Annotated in this window: 16 protein-coding genes and 1 pseudogene; 7 read left to right on the plus strand and 10 right to left on the minus strand. The window is 60.3% G+C overall.

From position 1 onward, the window contains the following. Nucleotides 1-478: 478 nt before the first annotated feature. The 5 genes from AC1MEE_RS03330 to AC1MEE_RS03350 are packed head-to-tail and all read right to left on the minus strand — an operon-like array spanning nucleotide 479 to nucleotide 5544. Nucleotides 479-1897 (minus strand): efflux transporter outer membrane subunit, encoded by a 1419-nt coding sequence (locus AC1MEE_RS03330; protein WP_480413805.1) that lies wholly within the window; start codon nucleotides 1895-1897, stop codon nucleotides 479-481. Next, nucleotides 1894-2808, minus strand: a complete 915-nt coding sequence (locus AC1MEE_RS03335) for an efflux RND transporter periplasmic adaptor subunit (RefSeq protein WP_480413806.1) — start codon at nucleotides 2806-2808, stop codon at nucleotides 1894-1896. The genes AC1MEE_RS03330 and AC1MEE_RS03335 overlap by 4 nt, the downstream gene beginning before the upstream one ends. Beyond that, on the minus strand, nucleotides 2805-3014 hold the full coding sequence (locus tag AC1MEE_RS03340; protein ID WP_480413807.1) for a DUF1656 domain-containing protein: 210 nt from the start codon (nucleotides 3012-3014) through the stop codon (nucleotides 2805-2807). Before AC1MEE_RS03340 ends, AC1MEE_RS03335 begins: the two co-directional genes overlap by 4 nt. Beyond that, nucleotides 3011-5095, minus strand: coding sequence for an FUSC family protein (locus AC1MEE_RS03345; protein WP_480413808.1), 2085 nt, complete (start codon nucleotides 5093-5095; stop codon nucleotides 3011-3013). The genes AC1MEE_RS03340 and AC1MEE_RS03345 overlap by 4 nt, the downstream gene beginning before the upstream one ends. Then, on the minus strand, nucleotides 5092-5544 hold the full coding sequence (locus AC1MEE_RS03350; protein ID WP_480413809.1) for a MarR family winged helix-turn-helix transcriptional regulator: 453 nt from the start codon (nucleotides 5542-5544) through the stop codon (nucleotides 5092-5094). Before AC1MEE_RS03350 ends, AC1MEE_RS03345 begins: the two co-directional genes overlap by 4 nt. Nucleotides 5545-5798: 254 nt before the next feature. Between AC1MEE_RS03350 and AC1MEE_RS03355 the strand changes: the two genes are divergently transcribed. The 3 genes from AC1MEE_RS03355 to AC1MEE_RS03365 all read left to right on the plus strand — a co-directional run bounded on the left by AC1MEE_RS03355 (nucleotide 5799) and on the right by AC1MEE_RS03365 (nucleotide 7724). Further along, nucleotides 5799-5963: a hypothetical protein gene (locus AC1MEE_RS03355; RefSeq protein ID WP_480413810.1), complete on the plus strand. Its 165-nt coding sequence runs from the start codon at nucleotides 5799-5801 to the stop codon at nucleotides 5961-5963. Between the two features lie 392 nt (nucleotides 5964-6355). Then, nucleotides 6356-6964 carry a cytochrome b/b6 domain-containing protein gene (locus tag AC1MEE_RS03360; RefSeq protein WP_480413811.1) on the plus strand — a complete coding sequence of 203 codons (609 nt, stop codon included), beginning with the start codon at nucleotides 6356-6358 and terminating at the stop codon, nucleotides 6962-6964. Then, nucleotides 6957-7724, plus strand: a complete 768-nt coding sequence (locus tag AC1MEE_RS03365; RefSeq protein ID WP_480413812.1) for a molybdopterin-dependent oxidoreductase — start codon at nucleotides 6957-6959, stop codon at nucleotides 7722-7724. The genes AC1MEE_RS03360 and AC1MEE_RS03365 overlap by 8 nt, the downstream gene beginning before the upstream one ends. A 432-nt stretch (nucleotides 7725-8156) precedes the next feature. On the opposite strand, the gene efeO (AC1MEE_RS03370) is transcribed toward AC1MEE_RS03365, so the two are convergent. From efeO (AC1MEE_RS03370) to AC1MEE_RS03390, 5 genes and pseudogenes are all read right to left on the minus strand, one after another. Continuing rightward, on the minus strand, nucleotides 8157-8975 hold the full coding sequence (gene efeO, locus AC1MEE_RS03370; protein ID WP_480413813.1) for an iron uptake system protein EfeO: 819 nt from the start codon (nucleotides 8973-8975) through the stop codon (nucleotides 8157-8159). A 29-nt stretch (nucleotides 8976-9004) separates the two neighbouring features. Next, the gene (gene efeB, locus AC1MEE_RS03375; protein ID WP_480413814.1) at nucleotides 9005-10306 is read right to left on the minus strand and encodes an iron uptake transporter deferrochelatase/peroxidase subunit; all 1302 of its coding nucleotides are present in this window, start codon (nucleotides 10304-10306) and stop codon (nucleotides 9005-9007) included. A 21-nt stretch (nucleotides 10307-10327) separates the two neighbouring features. Then, nucleotides 10328-11373: pseudogene (gene efeO, locus AC1MEE_RS03380) on the minus strand (iron uptake system protein EfeO). A 170-nt stretch (nucleotides 11374-11543) separates the two neighbouring features. Then, the gene (gene efeU / locus AC1MEE_RS03385) at nucleotides 11544-12401 is read right to left on the minus strand and encodes an iron uptake transporter permease EfeU (RefSeq protein ID WP_480413815.1); all 858 of its coding nucleotides are present in this window, start codon (nucleotides 12399-12401) and stop codon (nucleotides 11544-11546) included. A 175-nt stretch (nucleotides 12402-12576) separates the two neighbouring features. Continuing rightward, nucleotides 12577-13455, minus strand: coding sequence for a LysR family transcriptional regulator (locus AC1MEE_RS03390; protein ID WP_480413816.1), 879 nt, complete (start codon nucleotides 13453-13455; stop codon nucleotides 12577-12579). Between the two features lie 132 nt (nucleotides 13456-13587). On the opposite strand from AC1MEE_RS03390, the gene AC1MEE_RS03395 reads away from it, so the two are divergent. The 4 genes from AC1MEE_RS03395 (at nucleotide 13588) to AC1MEE_RS03410 (ending at nucleotide 18362) form a co-directional block, all read left to right on the plus strand. Beyond that, nucleotides 13588-14880 carry a CitMHS family transporter gene (locus tag AC1MEE_RS03395; RefSeq protein ID WP_480413817.1) on the plus strand — a complete coding sequence of 431 codons (1293 nt, stop codon included), beginning with the start codon at nucleotides 13588-13590 and terminating at the stop codon, nucleotides 14878-14880. 1 nt (nucleotide 14881) lies between these two features. Then, entirely contained in the window at nucleotides 14882-16246 is a 1365-nt protein-coding gene (locus tag AC1MEE_RS03400; RefSeq protein WP_480413819.1) for an acyclic terpene utilization AtuA family protein, read from the plus strand. Continuing rightward, nucleotides 16243-16560 carry an AtuA-related protein gene (locus tag AC1MEE_RS03405; RefSeq protein WP_480413821.1) on the plus strand — a complete coding sequence of 106 codons (318 nt, stop codon included), beginning with the start codon at nucleotides 16243-16245 and terminating at the stop codon, nucleotides 16558-16560. Before AC1MEE_RS03400 ends, AC1MEE_RS03405 begins: the two co-directional genes overlap by 4 nt. Nucleotides 16561-16937: 377 nt before the next feature. Further along, nucleotides 16938-18362 (plus strand): IS1182 family transposase, encoded by a 1425-nt coding sequence (locus AC1MEE_RS03410; RefSeq protein ID WP_480413822.1) that lies wholly within the window; start codon nucleotides 16938-16940, stop codon nucleotides 18360-18362. Nucleotides 18363-18799 lie beyond the last annotated feature (437 nt).

Raw genomic sequence — 18799 nt, forward strand, 5'->3', positions numbered from 1 at the left:
TCATACGTGGTCACAGCTTGCTGTGCCGACAACGACTCCACGCCGATACCGTGCGGACCACTCTCCCATGCGGGTGCGTACACACCAGTGATGGCTACGGTCTTGGTCCCCGCGCGCGCTTCGATTCTACGACGTGCCCCTGTTTGCTGCGCGACAGCGCGGCGTCGAAGACGCGGCGAGGCCTCCCATCAAACAATGCATAACCAGCTGAAATAAAAGATTATTTTGTAGGAGCGCGCTTGCCCGCGATCGGCTGCGAAGCAGTCGTAAATGGGCTGGACACGATATCGCTGGAAGGTCCTTCGTGTCGGACGCGACCCCGGCCTTTCGCAGACAAGTCAGCTCCTACGCCCTCCGGGCAGAATCGAGCCCCAGTTTGCTGCGCGACAGCGCGGCGTCGAAGACGGGGCGGGATCTCCCACAAGGACCGCATACCTTCTAATGTGGGAGCACAGGCTTGACCTGCGAAGAAAGCGCCTCAGCGCTTCTCCCAACCCCCGCCCAGCGCCAGGAACAGGTCGATCTGGCCCATGGCGACCTGGGTATTGGCCGAGGCCAGTTGCGCGCGGACATCGGTGTAGGTGCGGGTGGCTTGCAGGTCGGCGAGGAACGAGGTGCGGCCGGCCTGGAAGAAGCGGTGGGTCTGATCGGCCGCCTGCCGGGCAGATTGTTCAGCGTCGGCCAACGCATCGCGGCGTTCGAGCAACGCGGTGTATTGCGCCAGGCCGGTCTGGGTTTCGCGGATCGCATTGAGCACCACGCCATCGAAATGTGCCAGTGCGGCCTGGGTCGCGGCCTCGGCTTCACGGATGCGCGCCCGGGAGCCATTCGACGGCACAGTCCAGCTCAGCAACGGACCGAAGCCCCAGCGATTGGTCGCCGGCTTGCCGAGATCGCCCAGAATACCCACGGTGCCGACGGTCGCGCCGATGCTGATGTCCGGGTACAGCGCGCCCGTGGCGACGCCGATATCGGCAGTAGCAACGGCCAGCCGACGTTCGGCCTGACGCACATCAGGCCGGCGTTTGAGCAATGCTGCGCCGTCGCCGACCGGCATCAGCTGAGCGATGTGCGGCAGTTCGGCGCAGGTGGCCACGCCAGCCGGCAGTTGATCGAGTGGTTTGGCCAACAGCATCGACAAGCGAAACAACCCGGCCTGGCGTACCGCTTCATAGTGCGGCAACTCGGCACGCAGGGATTTGAATTGGGTTTGCGAACGCGTCACCTGGGTTTCATCACCACGACCCGCATCGCGCAGACGCTGGGTCAGGGTCAGGCTTTGCTGTTGCAGGTCCAGCGATTGCAAGGCGATGTTCCGTTCTTCATTGGCGGCGCAGACCTGGGTGTAGGCCCGCACCACATCGGCCACCAGGGTGATCCGCGCCGTGTCCGCTGCGGCCTGGGTGGCATCGGCGTTGGCCTGCGCCGCTTCGATGCCGCGTTGCAGGGTGCCGAACAGATCGAACTGGTAAGAGGTGCTGATGCCGATGTCACCAACGTTTGCGACGGGCACCTTTTCGGTCAGCAGATACGCTTCGCCCGATTCCTGCAAACGTTGCGCGCCCATTTTCACGCCGCTGTGGAAGCCGCCGGCCGATTGCGCTTCTTCCACCTGTGTCCGCGCCCGCGACAGGTTGGCGGCCGCGACTCGCAAGTCGGTATTGGAAGCCATGGCCTGGCGCACCAGCTCATCGAGCTGGCGATCCTGATACAGCCGCCACCAGTCCGCTGGCACCGGTGCCGACATCACATCGGCGCCCCGGCCCGCCAGTTCACCCTGCAAATCGGGGCGATTCAATGCGGCGTCCTTGGGCAGGTGATAATCCGGGCCCACCATTTGGCAGGCGGACAACAGCAAGCCCAACCCGACGGTCGCCAGACGCGTGCCATTGTTCATTTCGCGGCTTCCTTGTCTTTGGCGTCCTTAGCGTTTTGAGCGTTGGCATCCTCGATGATCGACACCGTCGCAGTGCGTCCGGCGATCATGCGGAAGTCTTCCGGCACGCTGTCAAAGGCGATCCGCACGGGAATCCGTTGTGCCAGCCGCACCCAGCTGAACGCCGGGTTGACGTTGGGCAGCAGGTTGGAGCCGCTGCTGCGATCACGGTCTTCGATGCCGGCGACGATGCTCTGCACATGACCGCGCAAGCGCGAGTTGTCGCCGATCACGCGGATATCCACAGGCTGGCCAATATGAATGCCGGCGAGTTTGGTTTCTTCGAAATAACCGTCGATATGGAACGACGCACCGTCAACCACAGACAGTACCGCCCGACCCGCACTGACGAACTCCTGCGCACGCGGCGCGCGGTCATTGAGGTAGCCGTCCACCGGGCTGCGGATCACCGAGCGATTCAGGTTCAGTTGTGCGGCATCGACCGCGACCTGTGCTTCGCTCAACGCTGACTGCGCACGGGTCTCGCGGGACTGACTTTCTTCCAGTTGTTCCTGCGCGACCAGATTGCCCAGACCCCGGTTGCGTTTGTTTTCGCGACGGGCCTGTTCGTAGGCTTCCTGGCGTTCAGCTACCGTCGCCTTGGCCTGGCGCAGGGCCAGACGAAAGCGTTCCTGGTCGATGGTGAACAGGATCTGGCCCTTGCTCACCACCTGGTTGTCGGTAACGTCGACCTGCTGGATCAGCCCGGAAACGTCCGGGGCGATCTGCACCACGTCGGCGCGGATGTGGCCGTCGCGGGTCCAGGGCGCAAACATGTAGTACATCACCATCCGCCAGACCACGACGGAGGCGAAGGTCACAATCAGCAGGGTCAGGACCACGCGGCCCAAAGTCAGTAAGGGTTTTTTCATTTCATCAGGTATCGACTGAGAGTATCCACCACGCCAAGCAGCAGAGCGTATAGACCTACGTTGAACAATGCCCGGTGCCAGACCAGACGGTAAAAGTGGGCGCGTGTCAGCAGCGCGTGCACCCCCAGGAAAAGCACATATGTGATGCCCATCAACACCAGTAGCGTGGGCATGAACACCCCGCTGATATCTATATCACCGATCATAGCGGCGCTCCGCCGATGTCATAGGGAGGTTGTTCTTCGATTTCACCCGTAGTCACGATCTCGACCCCAGGCAGTAGTGCCAGGCGCAGACCACTCAGGGCATGTAGCAGGTGGATGCGGGTCGGGTCGTCGCCCATCCATTCAGCGGTCAGCGAGCGTCGCGCCCGGTCCATGGTCATCAACAGGCCTTTAGGGGCGGACAAGCGTTCGCCGGCTTTGAGGCATGTCTGGAAATAAGCGCCGACCTCATCGATCACCTGATGCAGCAATGCCTGTGGCACCGGGTGAACCCGTGGCAAATACGCCAGCAAATCCAGCAGATTGAGGGCGACGCGCAGCTCGCGCAGGGCGATGCCGGTGTCTTGCGCGGTGAGGGTCAGGCGCGGCAAATGCTGCATCAGGCGGTCGAGCATTTGCACACCCATGCGCCGATGTTCGGCCAGCGTTGCCGTGTGGCTCAAGGTGACGATGTCGCGCCAACCGAAACGGGTCAGGCGCTTGGCGGCGAGTTCGACACCGAAGGGCCGCACGGTCAGGGTCCAGATAAACGCGAATAACAGTCCGGCTGGCCCTGCCAGGTTGCTGTTGAGGAAGTTCAGGATGTCGGCGTCGTAGGCGCCCTGAATGCTGATGAACGAGGAGGTGTTGACGATGGTCAGCAAGGTGCCCAGATAAAAGCGCGGCTGTAGCGTCAAGGTGCCGACGCAAATGAAGGGCACGGCGAACGCCAGCACCAACATCGGGAAATCATGCAGGTTGGGCAGTATCAGGAACAGATAGAGACTGGCGAACACCACCGACATCGCGGTCCAGAAAAAGAAGCGATAGATCTGCGGCGCCGGATCGTCCATGGCGGCAAAAAAGCTGCACGCCACGGCGGCCAGAATCACCGCACTGGCGCCATCGGTCCAGCCCAAAAAAATCCACAGCACTGATGCGACGATGATGGCCATGACACTGGAGAGCACCGAGTACAGCATCAACCCGCGATCGAGGAACGGCGTCAGACGGCCCAATCGCCAATGACGATAGACCGCGTGCCAGGAGGATTGGTCGTCCGTGCGCAGCGCATGGTGCAGGCTGCAGCAGTCCTGCCAGAGATCAATCCATTCGCCCAGCCGGTACAGGGCGTTGGACAGCAACAACTGATGCCGGTCATCCAGTTGCTCCGGGCTTGGCTGCAACCGCTGCAGCCCGTCGTGCAATGCCTGCCAATGCTCGATCGGCGCACCCTCGTGGGTGCTTTTCAACCAGGCGCGGCTCTCGGCCAGCAGCGGTGCCAGGCGGGCGGCCATCTCTGGTGTTCGCCGCTCCAGCGCCCATAGGGCGTCTTCCAGCGCATCCATCACAGGCAGCAGGTGAATCATCCGCCCGCGCAATTCTTTACTGTTGCGCACCGTCTGTGGCCGGGCGCCTTCATGGGGCAATTGACCGATCATCAGTTCCAGGGCGTTGAAATTGGCGACCATTGCTGAGCGAAGCTTGCCGACTTCTTCCGGGTCAGACGCGCGGGCCAAAAAGCGTTCGCTGTAAGCCGCGGCACTGACGAACCAGTTACTGGACGTGTCGAGCAGCACCGGGGCCAGCCTTCGCGGCCAGAAGATGCCGCCCACCACTGCGGCACAGACGATACCCAGGAGAATTTCCTCGGTGCGCGAGACCGCGATGTCGAATACCGCCAGCGGGTTATCGACCACCGGTAAGGCAATCATCGGCAGGGTGTAGCCGGCGAGCATCAGCGCATAACTGTTGGCCGTGCGCAGGTGCAGCGAAAGGAACAGCAGGGTGCCGGTCCAGAGCGCGATCACAATGGCCAATAGAAAGGGTGTCTGAACGAATAGGGGCACGAAAAATATGGCCGCCGCCGCACCGACAGCTGTCCCGAATACCCGATAGATCGCCTTGGAACTGGTGGCGCCGACGAAGGGGCTGGAAACGATATAGACCGTCGCCATGGCCCAATAAGGTCGTGGTAACTCCATGATCAACGCAATGTATAGGGCAAGCATCGAGGCGGCGAAGGTACGGACGCCGTAGAACCAGTCACGCGCTGGCGGCAGGCCGCTGAAAAATCCGCTCACGATGACCACTCCGTGCCGTGCTCACCGGCTTCTTCGAACGCCCTCAATACCCGCAAAGTGGCTTCGAGGTCGGCCGTTTCGATGTTTTTCAGCACGTCCCGGCGCAGGCGCTGCAGTTCGTCCTCGATGGACAACGCCAGCGCGCGACCGCTGTCGGTCAGGCTCAGGGATTTTGCGCGGCGGTCAGTGGGGTCTTCGGTACGGCAGACGATGCCGGCGGCACACAGTTGATCGAGCAAGCGCACCAGCGAGGGACTTTCCAACCCGGCAGCCTGGGCAACGGTCACTTGGCGCACGCCGTCGCCCAGACGCAGAATCATCAACAACGGCATCGCGCAGGCTTCGGAAATGCCGTAGTTGACCAGGGTCGTGTGGCAAATACGTCGCCAATGACGGGAGGCTGTTACTACGCTGCGGCTGATGCTCATTTGGAGTCTGTCGAGAGTCATGGCGTTGCCGGTGATAATTGTTGAGGGTGATATTATTAGCTTGCTAACTATTAATATCTTGTAACACTGCTGCGGCGACGTCAACTGTCATTTTGCTCAGTGGCAGGATGAATTTAGCGCGTTGCGCCTGTGTCCAACGGTTTATCAGCGCGGCTTGCTGACCCGAAAACGTTTGATCGAAAGGTGGCCTTCCATGCAACGTTCATCGCGATACCCGTGCGTCTGCGCCTGGCTGGCTGGCGGGCGGGGCCTTGGTGCTGTGTCTGCAACTGGCCAGCACAGGCGCAAGAACGATTCACCCTCAGTACACCCTGGAGCCCGATGCCGTCGAACCGGGCCTGACCGGTCCCGAGTTGCAAGCCAGAATCAAGGGCCACATTCTGGGGGTGAGCAGCGTGGTGCGGCGGTATCAGCGGTGAGGTAGTGCAGGTGGACCGAGTTGAATTCTTCGCAGCGGGACGCGGAGTTGCAAGCCTGCTCTTATCAAACAGAAGATGTAACTGATTGAAATATAAGGGTGGGTTTTCTACAGTATGTAGGAGCTGACTTGTCTGCGAAGACCCTACAACACGGTCTATCAGACACACTGCGCCGCATGGCCTTCGCAGACAAAACTACGCGTCCCGGTCTCTCCTACGCCCTTCGGGCAGAAGCGGGACCGAGTTTGCTGCACGACAGCGCGGCGTCGAAGACGGGGCGGGCCCTCCCACAGAGCCCGGGTCGGTAGTGGATCTTGTGCCAAACTCATAGATTGTGGGAGCAGGCTTGCAACTACGCGTCCCGCTGCGAAGCGGCCACCCCGGAGGCAGTCATGAGCACTCGACGTATCCATTCCTGGCCGGTGCGGCTCACGCACTGGCTCAACGCGCTGGGCATGGTTTGCATGATCATGAGCGGCTGGGGTATCTACAACGCTTCGCCTTTGTTCCCCTTCCGCTTTCCCCGCGAGATAACCCTGGGCGGTTGGCTCGCTGGCTCCATCGCCTGGCATCTGGCGGTGATGTGGCTGCTGGTGATCAACGGTCTGGTGTATGTGTTGTATAGCGTGTTCAGCCGCCACTTCAAGCGCGACTTGTTGCCGATTTCGGTGGACGCGGTGAAGCACGACTTTCTGGATGCCCTGCACTTCCGTCTGGCCCATCAGCATGGCCGCTATAACGCTGTGCAACGGTTGTCGTATTGGCTGGTACTGGCGCTGGGTGTGCTGGTGGTGGTGTCCGGGCTCTCGATCTGGAAGCCGATCCAGTTCCAGGTCCTGTGCAGCTTGCTGGGCGGATACGACGTCGCTCGCTTCGTGCATTTTTTTGCCATGGCCGGGATCGTCGCGTTCGTCGTCGTTCATCTGACGCTGGTGCTGCTGGTGCCACGTACGTTTGTGCCGATGATTAACGGCGGCACTCGGGAGAACTCCAATGACTGAGCCCAGGCAACGGCCACCTCGCTTGCGCCTGGAACCGGCGCAGCAGACCCAACTGATCAATATTCAACGACGCTCGTTTCTGCGTGCCGGGCTGACGATTGGCGCCATGTCAATGCTCACCGGTTGCAACCTTGAGGGCGACGATGCCGTGGACAAAGCGCTGTGGGCCATGTCGCGCTGGAACGACCGGGTTCAGGCCTGGTTGTTCAGCGGCCAACGCCTGGCGCCGACCTACGATCCGTCGCGGATCACCCAACCGTTCCCGTTCAATGCGTTCTACGCCGAATTCAACGTCCCTGAGATCGACCTCTCCACCTACCGTCTGGCGGTTTCCGGACTGGTGCGGGACAGGCAACCCTGGACCCTGGAAAACCTGCGCAAGCTGCCGCAACGCAGCGACATCACGCGGTTGATCTGCGTCGAAGGCTGGAGCGCAATTGGTCAGTGGGGTGGGGTGCCATTGCGCACATTCCTCGAACACATCGGCGCGGACACCACGGCAAAATTCGTCGGTTTCAAATGTGCCGACACGTACTACTCAAGCATGGACATGCCCACCGCCTTGCATCCACAAACCTTGCTGGCGCTGGATTTCGACCAGGTGGCGCTACCGCCGGACTACGGTTATCCGTTGCGTTTGCGGGTGCCGACCAAACTGGGGTTCAAGAATCCCAAGCACATCGTAGAACTCTTCGTGACCAACGAATATCCGGGCGGTTATTGGGAAGATCAGGGCTATAACTGGTTTAGCGGGAGTTAAGGCAACCGCTGCGCGGTTGATCGCAGCCTTCGGCAGCTCCTACACAGGCTGTGTGAAAACCCCAACAGAAAACTGAACTGCGCGTTCGTACGTCAATTCAGAAATAGATCGGCTGCTGGACAGACCTGGATTTCACGTAGGAGCGCGATTTTCAGGTCGGTTTTTAATCAGTTAATCGGTCGCGGAGGTTTTCACACAGCCTGTACAGGAGCGAGGCGAACATGGGTTTGTGTAGGAGCTGCCGCCCCGTCTTCGACGCCGCGCTGTCGTGCAGCAAACACGGTCAATTGTAGGAGCGCGCTTGCCCGCGATGGACCGCGAAGCGGTCCCGAAAATGCTGAGCACAGTTCTATTGCCAGAATCGAGTTCGCTGATTTTTGCGACTGCTCCGCAGCCGATCGCGGGCAAGCGCGCTCCTACAAAATAATCTTTTTAGTTCAGACCCAGCTTGCCACGCAATGTGGAGAGGTCTTCAGCCAGGGTGTTGACCGGGCCGATCAGCGCCTTGCGATCATTTTCACTGACTTTGTCATAGGTCTCGAAGCCACCTTCCTTGGTTTTGTACTTGGCCAGAATCTTGTTGACCGAGGAGAAGTTCTTGTCGACTTTGGCGGCAAACGCCTCGTCCTGCTGTGCGATTTGCGGGTGGAACAGGTCGACGATTTTCTTCGCGCCGTTGATGTTGCCCTGGAAGTCATACAGGTCGGTGTGGCTGTAACGGTCTTCTTCACCGGTGATTTTGGTCTTGGTGACTTCTTCGAGCAGCGAAGCGGCACCGCCAACGACTTTCTCTGGTGGGAAGGTCAGGCCGACAACACGAACTTGCAGGTCTTTCACGTCGTTGTTCAGTTTGTCAGCCAGCTCGCCGAGGCCCTTGGTGGTGTTCTCGGAGAACAGGCTGTACTCGAGGCGGTGGAAACCGGTGAAGTCGTCAGCCTTCACGCCTTTTTCGTGGTCATCGACACGGGAATCGATGGACGCGTCGAGGTCGCTGAACAGTTCGGCGATCGGCTCGATGGTCTCATAAGAAACACGAGTGGACGCGTACAGCTTCTTGGCAGTCGCCAGGTCGCCTTTCTTCACGGCATCGGTGAACTTCTGGGTGTTGTCACCCAGGGTATCGAGTTGTTCGGTGACGAAGATTTTGTAGTCCGAAACCGGTCCTACCAGGTCCAGCGGCGCAGTGGCGGCGAACAACGGAGTCTGGAGCAAGCCAAGGGTGAGCATCAAAGCGATGGGCGACTTTTTCATGGAACGATTCCGGGTAAGGTTGTTGTGGATCATGCGGTTTTTGTCGGTTTCGAAGCGGCAAGCAGCGAGCGACCGATGAAGTCCTGATCGCTGGCGACACCGGGCAGCGTGAAGAAATAACCACCGCCAACCGGTTTGAGGTATTCCTCCAGAGGCTCGCCATTGAGGCGCGTCTGCACGGCGATAAAGCCTTTTTCCAGATCGGACTGGTAGCAGATGAACAGCAGGCCCATGTCGAGCTGGCCGTTCTTGTTCACGCCGTTGGAATAGTTGAACGGGCGACGCAGGATCAGGTTGCGCTGGGTTTCGGCGGTACGCGGGTTGGCCAGACGGATGTGAGCATCCATTTTGGTGTGCTTGCCGTGGGGGTCGATGGCGTAGTTCGGCACATCGGTTTCCTGCTTGCCATCCATTGGCGCGCCGGTGGGCTTGACCCGGCCGATGATGCTTTCCTGTTCTTGCAGCGGTGTCCGGTCCCAGCGCTCGACGAAGTTACGGATGATGCGCACCGCCTGATAGCTGCCGCTGGTGGCCCATGCCGGCTCATCGCTGCCAGGTTGCACCCAGACCAACTCGTCCATGGCCTTCTGGTCGTTGGACTTGGGGTTGGCCGAACCGTCGCGGAAGCCGAGGAAGTTGCGTGCGCTTTGCGCGGGCTGCCCTGGTTTGGTCGGGGCTTGTGGCGGCACGCTGCCTTCCTGTTTCCAGCGCACCAACAACAGGTCAGGCAGGTTCTTGACGATGTCGCGCAGGGCGTGAATGTTGCTGTCAGGCGTGTTGGCACAGAACTGGATGCTCAAATCGCCATGGCAGCTATCAGCTTCCAGTGCATCGTTGGGGAAGCCGACCATGCGGATCAGGCGCTTGGGCTTGACCGATTCGAGGCCGAAGCGCTCGTCGAACAGGGAGGCGCCCACCGATACGGTGATGGTCAGGTTGTCCGGCGTGACCACCGGGCCGAGGATGCCCGAATCCATTGGCGGCAATTTCGGATCGATTTGTGGTACGGCACCGCCGGTCATCAGGAACGCGATGCGTTCGTTCAGGGTGCGGAACAGGCGCTCCAGATCTTCACGGTCGGTGGCCAGTACGTCGAACGAGACCAGCATGCCCGCAGCGGGGCGAGGCGTGACGATGCCGGTCTGGTGAAGACCATGGAACACGTTGTGATCCTGGGTCATTTCGCTGTGCGGCGCTTCGGTGACTTGCGTGGGGGTTGCGGCCAGTACATTGCCGCTCAGGCTGCTGCCTGCCAGTGCTGCGCCCGCCGCGCCGAGGCCCAATAGCACACGGCGACGCTGGAGTGAATCAGGCTTGTTCGAATTGTTCATAGTGATCTTGTCTGTGCTCAATTACAGGCCGGAAAGGCCAAGTGCCGGGTCGATTCCATCGAGTGCTTCGGCCAGTACCTTGGCCTTGTCTGCTATCTGCTGGCGTTGTTCAGGCTTGACCTGATCGTACGGGCGGTAGCCGGTGTCGCTGTTCAAACTCTTGAACTGGGTATCCAGCGCAGCCATCGCGCTGTCGATCCGTTGCAGCAGGTCGTCGGCGGTCTTGACCAGCAACGGACGCAGCAGGTCGACGACCTTGCGCGTGCCTTCCAGGTTGGCGGCAAACCCGTTCAGGTCAGCGTGGCTGTAACGCTCTTCTTCGCCGTTGCTACGGATCTCGGCCAGGTTGTGCATGTTGCGGGTAATCATGCCGACCAGTTGTTCGGGGGCCAGCGATTGCGCCAGCAGTTGTTGTTTGAGGCTGGCGATATCGGTTTGCAGGCGCTGCACCACCGGTGCCAGGCCATCGCCTTGCGTTGATCGAACAGGGCGTACTCGATGCGGTGGAAGCCGCTGAAGCCCGTGTCTTGCTCGCGTTTTTCGTAGTAATCGGCGCGGGCATCGATGGCGTTATCCAACTCGGCAATACGCTGTGCGGCGGGGGCGATTCGTTGGTAAGCGGCACGGGCCGGCAAGTAGGCCGCTTGCGCCTGGCTCAGGTCGCCCGCGTCGATAGTCATTTGCAGCACGGCAGCAGCCTTGATCAGCGCTGAACTCTGGATGCTCAGGTACACGCGGTATTCAGACAGTGGCCCGATAAACGCCTTCATTGATGGTTTGGCTTTGGCGCTGGCGTCGGATTCGGCGGTCGGCGTCACGTGCAGGGTGCCGTGCGGGTTACTCAGCAGACCGCAGGTGATGGTGAAGTCGCCGGGCATCAGGTTGGCGTTGATCACTACGCTCAGGCCAGGTGCAATGTTCTCGCGTTCTACGAGCACCATTACGCCATCAAGGATTTCCCATTCAACAGCGCGTTCCGAGCGGTTAACGATGCGGAAGGCAGAGTGGCCGGCAGGCACGGTCAGCTCATTGGGCTCACAGTTGTGGGCGTGAATGCTGACAGTGATCTCGGCGCTGTTATTGGCCTGACGCTTTTGCATCGCGGCGCGGGAGGCGTAGTAGAAGAGCCCGCTGGCCGCGATCATGATGATCACGGAGCCGACGACCGCCAAACGCAAGACGCGAGGAGGCTTGGCTTTCTCAGGAAGCCCGGAGGGGAGATTCGACATGGGTGCCCTTATTCGTTCGTAACGGAAGATGGTTGACGCTGCGCGGACCGGGTCGATTGACTCACCGGGGGCGGCAGGAAGAACAGCACCAGCGCTCCGATCAGATAAATCAGATAGACACCCAGGGTGCTGATCGTCGGTGCATCCTGATAGCCGAACATGCCGGCCAGTACCGAGCCCAACGGGCCGTCCATCGGCAGCAAAGCGCTGATGTCGAACACCACCGTTTGCAGGTGATTCCACAGCCCGGCTTCATGCATCGCTCGTACCGAGGTGGACAGAATGCCGGCGGCGACCACCAGAATGAACAGGCCGGTCCAGCGGAAGAACCGAGCCAGGTTCAGGCGCATGCTGCCGCTGTAGATGGCAAACCCCACACCAATCGACAGGATCAGGCCGAGCAGGGCGCCCATCGGTGCTCCTGGGCCTTCGCTCTGCTGGAACACGGCCAGCAGGAAAAACACGGTTTCCAGACCTTCGCGGGCCACGGCGAAAAACACCATGGCGATCAGCGCGTAGACCTGATTTTTCGAGGTGGCGAGTGCCGCGTCGAGGGACGCGTGCAATGCATGTTTGATGGAGCGCGCGACCTTGCGCATCCAGAACACCATCGAACTGAGAATGCCCACCGCCACCAGACCGACCACGCCTTCGAACAGCTCTTGTTGTCGTTGCGGGAATTCGGCACTGACCAACTCCAGGCCACCGCCGACCAACAGTGCCAGGGCTGCTGCGAGAAAAACCCCGACCCACACGGCGGACATCCATTCTCCGCGGCCGGTCTGCTTCAGGTAGCTGGCAATGATGCCAACGATGAGCGCGGCTTCAATCCCCTCGCGGAGCATGATCAAAAAAGGAACGAGCATTGTTCACCAAGGTAATGACTGTGGGGTGAGCCACCAGATGCGCAGCGGATGCCTAAGCGCGTTTGGTAATGTGTAACATAATGATACTCATTATTGAATGAGAATTGGTTATTTTTTTAACCGAGTGATTTTTTGAGGCCGTACAAGCCAGGTCAGATTCTTCCCTGGCGCACGATCAGAGTACCGCCCTCATCAACTCTACAAACCGCTGGGCCGCCGGGCTCAGGCGTTGACCGGCGCGGGTGATCAGGCCGATTTCGCGGTTGACCCCCGGATGATCGACCGGTACCCGTATCAGGTCGCCATGGCCATCGTCTGCCGATTCGGGCAACAGCGTCATGCCCAAACCCTGACGCACCAACGCCAGCACCGTCGACATGTAGTTGGCCTCCAGCCCCGGCATCAGGTGCAGACCTTCTTCGGCGAATAATTGCTCCACCTGTTCGCGCACACTGCTGTCGCGGCCGGTGAGGATCATTGGCTGTCCCGCCAGCGCCGAGAGCTTGATCGACTGGCGCGACGCCAGCGGATGCTTGCCTGGAATGAACAGGCACAACCGATCGACCATCACCACTTGAAAATCCAGGCCGTGGGTCATCCGCGCCCGCACCCCCAGACCGAAATCCACTTCACCCTCACGCACCAGTGCATCGATGCGCTGCGCCACGACATCGCGCAGACGTATTTCGACGCCAGGAAACTGTTCGCGAAATTGCCGCAATAGCGGTGGCAGCGCACCTGAGCAGATCGAGGGCAGGGCGGCGATGGTCACCACACCTCGGCGTAACGCCGCCAGATCCCGCGAGCCGGCAACGATGTTGTCCAGATCCAGCAGCAGCTTTTCCATCGGCCCCACAGTCTTTTGCCCGGCCGCCGTGAGGCTGACCTGACGCGGGCTGCGTTCGAGCAGCGTCACCCCCAGCCAGTCTTCCAGTTGCTGAATCTGCACGGTCAGCGCCGAGGGCGACAGGTGTAACTCCACCGCCGCCTTGGCGAAGCTGCCGGCGTGGGCCACGGCGAGGAAGGCACGAATATGCTGGATCGAATTCTTCATTCTGTTTTTCCGAACGTAGTGCGATGAACATTTCAATTTACAAAGCTTAACCCGCTTTCCAATACTCGTTGAAAACAACAACGGTCCATTCCGCCGCCTCAGGTGGTCAGGAATGACACACAGGACTTGCCCATGCTCGCCACGCTCGGTGTCATCACCATCCTCTGTCTGCTCGCTACGGTAATGAGCAAACGTCTCTCACCCCTGGTCGCCCTCATCGCGTTGCCGATCATCGCGGCATTGATTGGTGGCTTCGGTCTGGAAACCAGCGCCTTTATCATCACCGGCATCAAGAACGTCGCCCCGGTCGTCGGCATGTTCGTCTTCGCCATCCTGTTCTTCGGGGTGATGACCGACGCCGGCATGCTCGACCCGATCATCGACCGCATTCTGCGCACTGTCGGTACGCGCCCCACACGCATCGTCACCGGCACCGCGTTACTGGCGTTGTTGGTGCACCTGGATGGCTCGGGCGCCGTCACCTTTCTGGTGACCATCCCGGCCATGCTGCCGCTGTATAACCGCCTGGGCATGGACCGGCGCATCCTCGCCTGCGTCGCCGCCATGGCGGCCGGGGTCAACTTCCTGCCGTGGACCGGCCCGGTACTGCGCTCCTCGGCGGCGTTGCATGTGCCGGTGGCGGATCTGTTCCAGCCATTGATTCCGGTGCAGATCGCCGGCCTGGCATTCGTCTTCACCTGTGCCTGGCTGCTGGGGCGTCGTGAAGAACGCCGTCTCGGGCTGGGCGCGGGCGTCAAGATTGATGTGGTGCCCCAGCGCACGCTTGGCGCGGAAGAAGAACGTCTGCGTCGGCCACGGCTGTTTTGGCTCAATCTGCTGCTGACCGTGCTGGTGATGGGCGTGATGATTGCCGGCTGGGTGGATCCGGTGGTGATGTTCATGCTTGGCACGGTGCTGGCGCTCTGCATCAATTACCCGAATGTCGACGCCCAGCGGGCGCGCATTGATGCCCACGCCAAAACCGCTCTGACTATGGCCAGCATCCTTCTGGCGGCCGGGGTATTCACCGGCATCATGCAGGGCAGCGGCATGCTCAAGGCCATGGCCGAAGTGGCGGTGGCGCAGATTCCGGCCGGTCATGGCAAGTTGATTCCGATGGTGGTGGGTTTCCTGTCCATGCCATTGAGCCTGTTGTTCGATCCGGACTCGTTTTATTTCGGCGTGATGCCGGTGATTGCTGAAGTCGGCAGGGCGCTGGGCGTCGAACCGCTGCAAGTGGCCCAGGCCTCGTTGCTGGGGGTGCACACCACCGGCTTCCCGGTCAGCCCGCTGACCCCTGCGACCTTTCTGTTGGTCGGTCTGTGCAAGATCGAACTGGCCGACCATCAACGGTTCACCATCCCTTTTCTGTTCGCCGCGTCGGTGTTGATGACCCTGACTGCGTTGCTCTTTGGAGTCTTTTGAGATGAAAACCTTACGCATCGGCTCCGGTGCCGGTTACTCGGGCGACCGTATCGAACCGGCCGTGGAACTGGCCGAGCAGGGCGATCTGGATTATCTGGTCTTCGAATGCCTGGCCGAACGCACCATCGCTCTGGCGCAACAGGCGCGTCTGGCTGATCCCGAGGCGGGTTATGACCCTCTGCTGAGCGAGCGTATGCGCCGGGTGTTGCCCTTCGTCGGATGTGGTCATGACGCTAGTCGTCGTCGCCTGCGGGTGATCACCAACATGGGCGCCGCCAATCCTCTGGCCGCTGCGCGCGAAGTACGGCGGATCGCGGCTGAATTGGGGCTGCATGGCCTGAAAGTCGCTGCACTGACTGGCGATGACGTACTCGACGCGTTGCTGACCGATCCGTCGCAACGGCTGGACAATGGCGCGACCCTGGGATCGTTGGGCGATCGCCTGATCTCGGCCAACGCCTATCTGGGCGCGGTAGGCATCGTCGAGGCGCTGCGGGCTGACGCCGACGTGGTGATCACCGGCCGCGTCGCCGATCCGTCGTTGTTCCTTGCACCGCAGTTGTTCGAATTTGGCTGGGCTGAAGACGCCTGGACACTGCTGGGGCGCGGTACGTTGGTGGGCCATTTGCTGGAATGCGCAGGGCAGATCAGTGGCGGCTACTTCGCTGATCCCGGTTACAAGGACGTGCCTGATCTGGCGCGGTTGGGCTTCCCGCTGGCTGAGGTGACGGCCGAGGGGCTCGCGGTGATCAGCAAAGTGCCAGGCTCGGGCGGTCGCATCGACACCGCCACCTGCACCGAACAACTGATCTATGAAGTACACGACCCGGCGGCGTATCTGACGCCGGATGTCAGCGCCGACTTTTCCGCAGTCAGCTTCACTGCCGAGGAGGTCGACCGGGTGCGGGTTGCGGGCGCCGCCGGGCATGCGCGGCCTGACACCCTGAAGGTTTCGGTGGGTTACCTCGATGGCTGGATCGGTGAAGGCCAGATTGCTTATGGCGGCCCGGGGGCGTTGGCCCGGGCGCGGTTGGCGCGGGAGGTTGTGCTCGAACGGCTGAAACTGACCGGGGTGATCTACGACGAGGTGCGTGCCGAACTGATTGGCGTCGATGCGCTGCACGGGGCCGAACTGGGCTCGCGCACGCTCGGTGAACCTTGGGAAGTGCGTCTGCGGGTCGCCGCGCGGTGTGCCGACCGGGCTGAAGCGGTGCGGATCGGCAACGAGGTGGAAACGCTCTACACCAATGGCCCTTATGGGGGCGGCGGGGCCAGCAAAAGCCTGCGTCAGGTGGTGGCTGTCGCTTCGCTGTACCTGCCCCGTGATGCGGTCACCCCGCGAGTCCATTTGGAGGATGCTTCATGAGTACAGTCAAACTGCGGGAACTGGCCCATTCCCGCACCGGCGACAAGGGCGACACCTCGAATATTTCAGTAATCGCTTACCGCGCCCAAGACTATCCGCAGCTGTGCCAGTCGCTGACTGTCGAGCGCGTGACGGCCTGGTTTGCCGAACTGCTCGACCCGGCGGCAGGGCCGGTGCGACGTTATGAACTGCCCAATGTGCATGCGCTGAATTTCGTCCTGCCCGGCATCCTGCGCGGCGGCGTGACCCGCTCGCTGGCGCTGGACGCACATGGCAAGGCATTGGGCGCGGCGCTGTTGGATATGGAGGTGTAGGGCTGTAGGGGCGTTGTTGTCTGAGATGACGCAGTGGAGCATCGGGTTGACGGACAGCCTCAGCGAATGAAAAGGCCAGCACTGCCGGCAAGGCACTATCAGGCATCCCCGGATCTAATGTGGGAGATTCTATGTTCCCAGGCAATACGCCGAACCCATGTAGGAGCTGCCGAAGGCTGCGATAAGGCCGGAACGGCCTTCAAAAATATCTGCATCTACGACCGGTTCCGTCGGACGCGACCCCGGGGTGATCGCAGCCTTCGGCAGCTCCTACAAGGATTTGTGCCCGGCATGAATCTGTGCAGACTGTGTGAAAACCTGGCAATTCTTGCAACGGTCTAAGAAAATGCCTTCATCGGAAGATTGGGGGCATTTTTGTGGCATACATCCAAGGCATAGCGCGCGATCAGAGCAGTCTTTTTCCGGTGTCGCTGGAAGAATCCATTCCGGTAGACCACTTGGTCAGAGTCATTGATGCCTATGTCACCCAGCTCAATCTGCGGGAGCTGGGATTCGACAAGGCTGTCCTCAAGGGCAACGGGCGCCCGCCCTATGATCCGGCAGACCTGCTCAAACTTTATCTCTACGGCTATTTCCTCAGCATCCGTTCGTCACGCCGCCTCGAAGCCGAATGCCTGCGCAACATCGAAGTCATGTGGCTGCTCAATCAGCTCGCACCTGACTTCAAAACCATCGCCGATTTCCGCAGAGACAACGGTGCCGCATTCGCCGCCATCTGCCGACTCTTCATTCTTTTTTGCCGTGAAGTGGGGCTAATCGCCGGCAAGCTGGTTGCTATCGACGGCAGCAAATTCAAAGCCGTGGCCTCCAAGCGCCGTCATATGAGCCTCAAGCACCTTAAGCGCGATGAGGAAATACTGGACAAGAAGATTACCCAGTACCTGGCGGAGCTTGATCGGGCGGACAAAGACGACGCCGATCAGCCTGTGGATAAGCAGAAAATCAAAGCCGCCTTGGCCCGTCTGAGCAACAAACGAGACAACAACCTGACCCGTCAGCAGGTGATGAAGGCGCTGGAAGTCGAGCAGTTCATCAGCACCGAAAGCGAGGCGCGGATGATGCGGGCGCCGCAAGGCATGGCCGTGGCGTACAACGTGCAGACGGCGGTGGATGCCGAGAACGGCTTGATCCTGCACCACGAAGTGACTCAGGACGGCGACGACCGCAAACAACTCGAACCCATGGCCAAAGCGGCTAAAGAAGTACTGCAACAGTCAGAGCTGACGGTAGTGGCCGATGCCGGATATTCCCACGGCAAACAATTCCAGGCCTGTGAAGACGCGGGTATCACGGCGTATGTGCCGCTGAATCGAACGATCAACACGCGGGGCGGGGACGTAAAATTCTTTGACCGCACCCAGTTTACGTATGAGGCCCTGGACGATCAGTACCGGTGCCCGAATGGCAAGCTACTGACGCTGACGCAACTGAATCGCGGCACGCGTATTTACCACGCACTGCCCAGTGACTGCGCCCACTGCCCGCTGAAAAGTCAGTGCACCAAGACCTCCCGCCGGAAAGTAACGCGGCATGCGCATGAGGCCGCTTTTGAGCGAATGGAGCAGCGCATGCAGGCGCATCCGGAGAAGATGGTTGAACGAAGGTCCATCGTTGAACACCCCTTCGGCAACCTCAAGCAATGGATCATGGGCAATGGACGGTTCTTGCTACGCCAACTGAAAGGCGCGCGAATAGAGATGTCGCTGGCGGTGCTTGCCTATAACTTTAAAAGGGCGATCAATGTGCTGGGTGCGCGTGAAATGATGGCGAAGATGGGCTAAGCAGCCTTTTTTTGCGCCTGACAAACGTCCCAGGACTGGCCATGGAGCGCTCAAAACGCTTTGTCCCGGCGACGTGAAAACGAATAGCGATGATTTCGGGATCAAAGGCCAAAAACCAACGCCCCGACAAGTCGGGGCGTTGGTTTGAAACATGATCGTCAGGTTTTCACACAGCCTGTGTGGGAGCAGGCTTGAACTGCGAAGAGGCTGGCCGCTCAACGAAGACCTGTCAGACCTGCAAAGTTATCCAAGGCTAATCCATTGTCATCGGCGAACCGAGGCAACTGATCGCCCGGGCCAAGCTGGATTTCTGACATGCGTAATTTCAAACCACAGATGTCTGCGGCTGAGAATAAGGCTCGTCGTTACAGGCCGAGTGCGAAGCGCCAGAAAAAAATCGAACCGATTCATCAGCAAGTTTAAATCATTCATTCGCT

The sequence above is a fragment of the Pseudomonas sp. ASL3 genome (genome assembly GCF_056680425.1).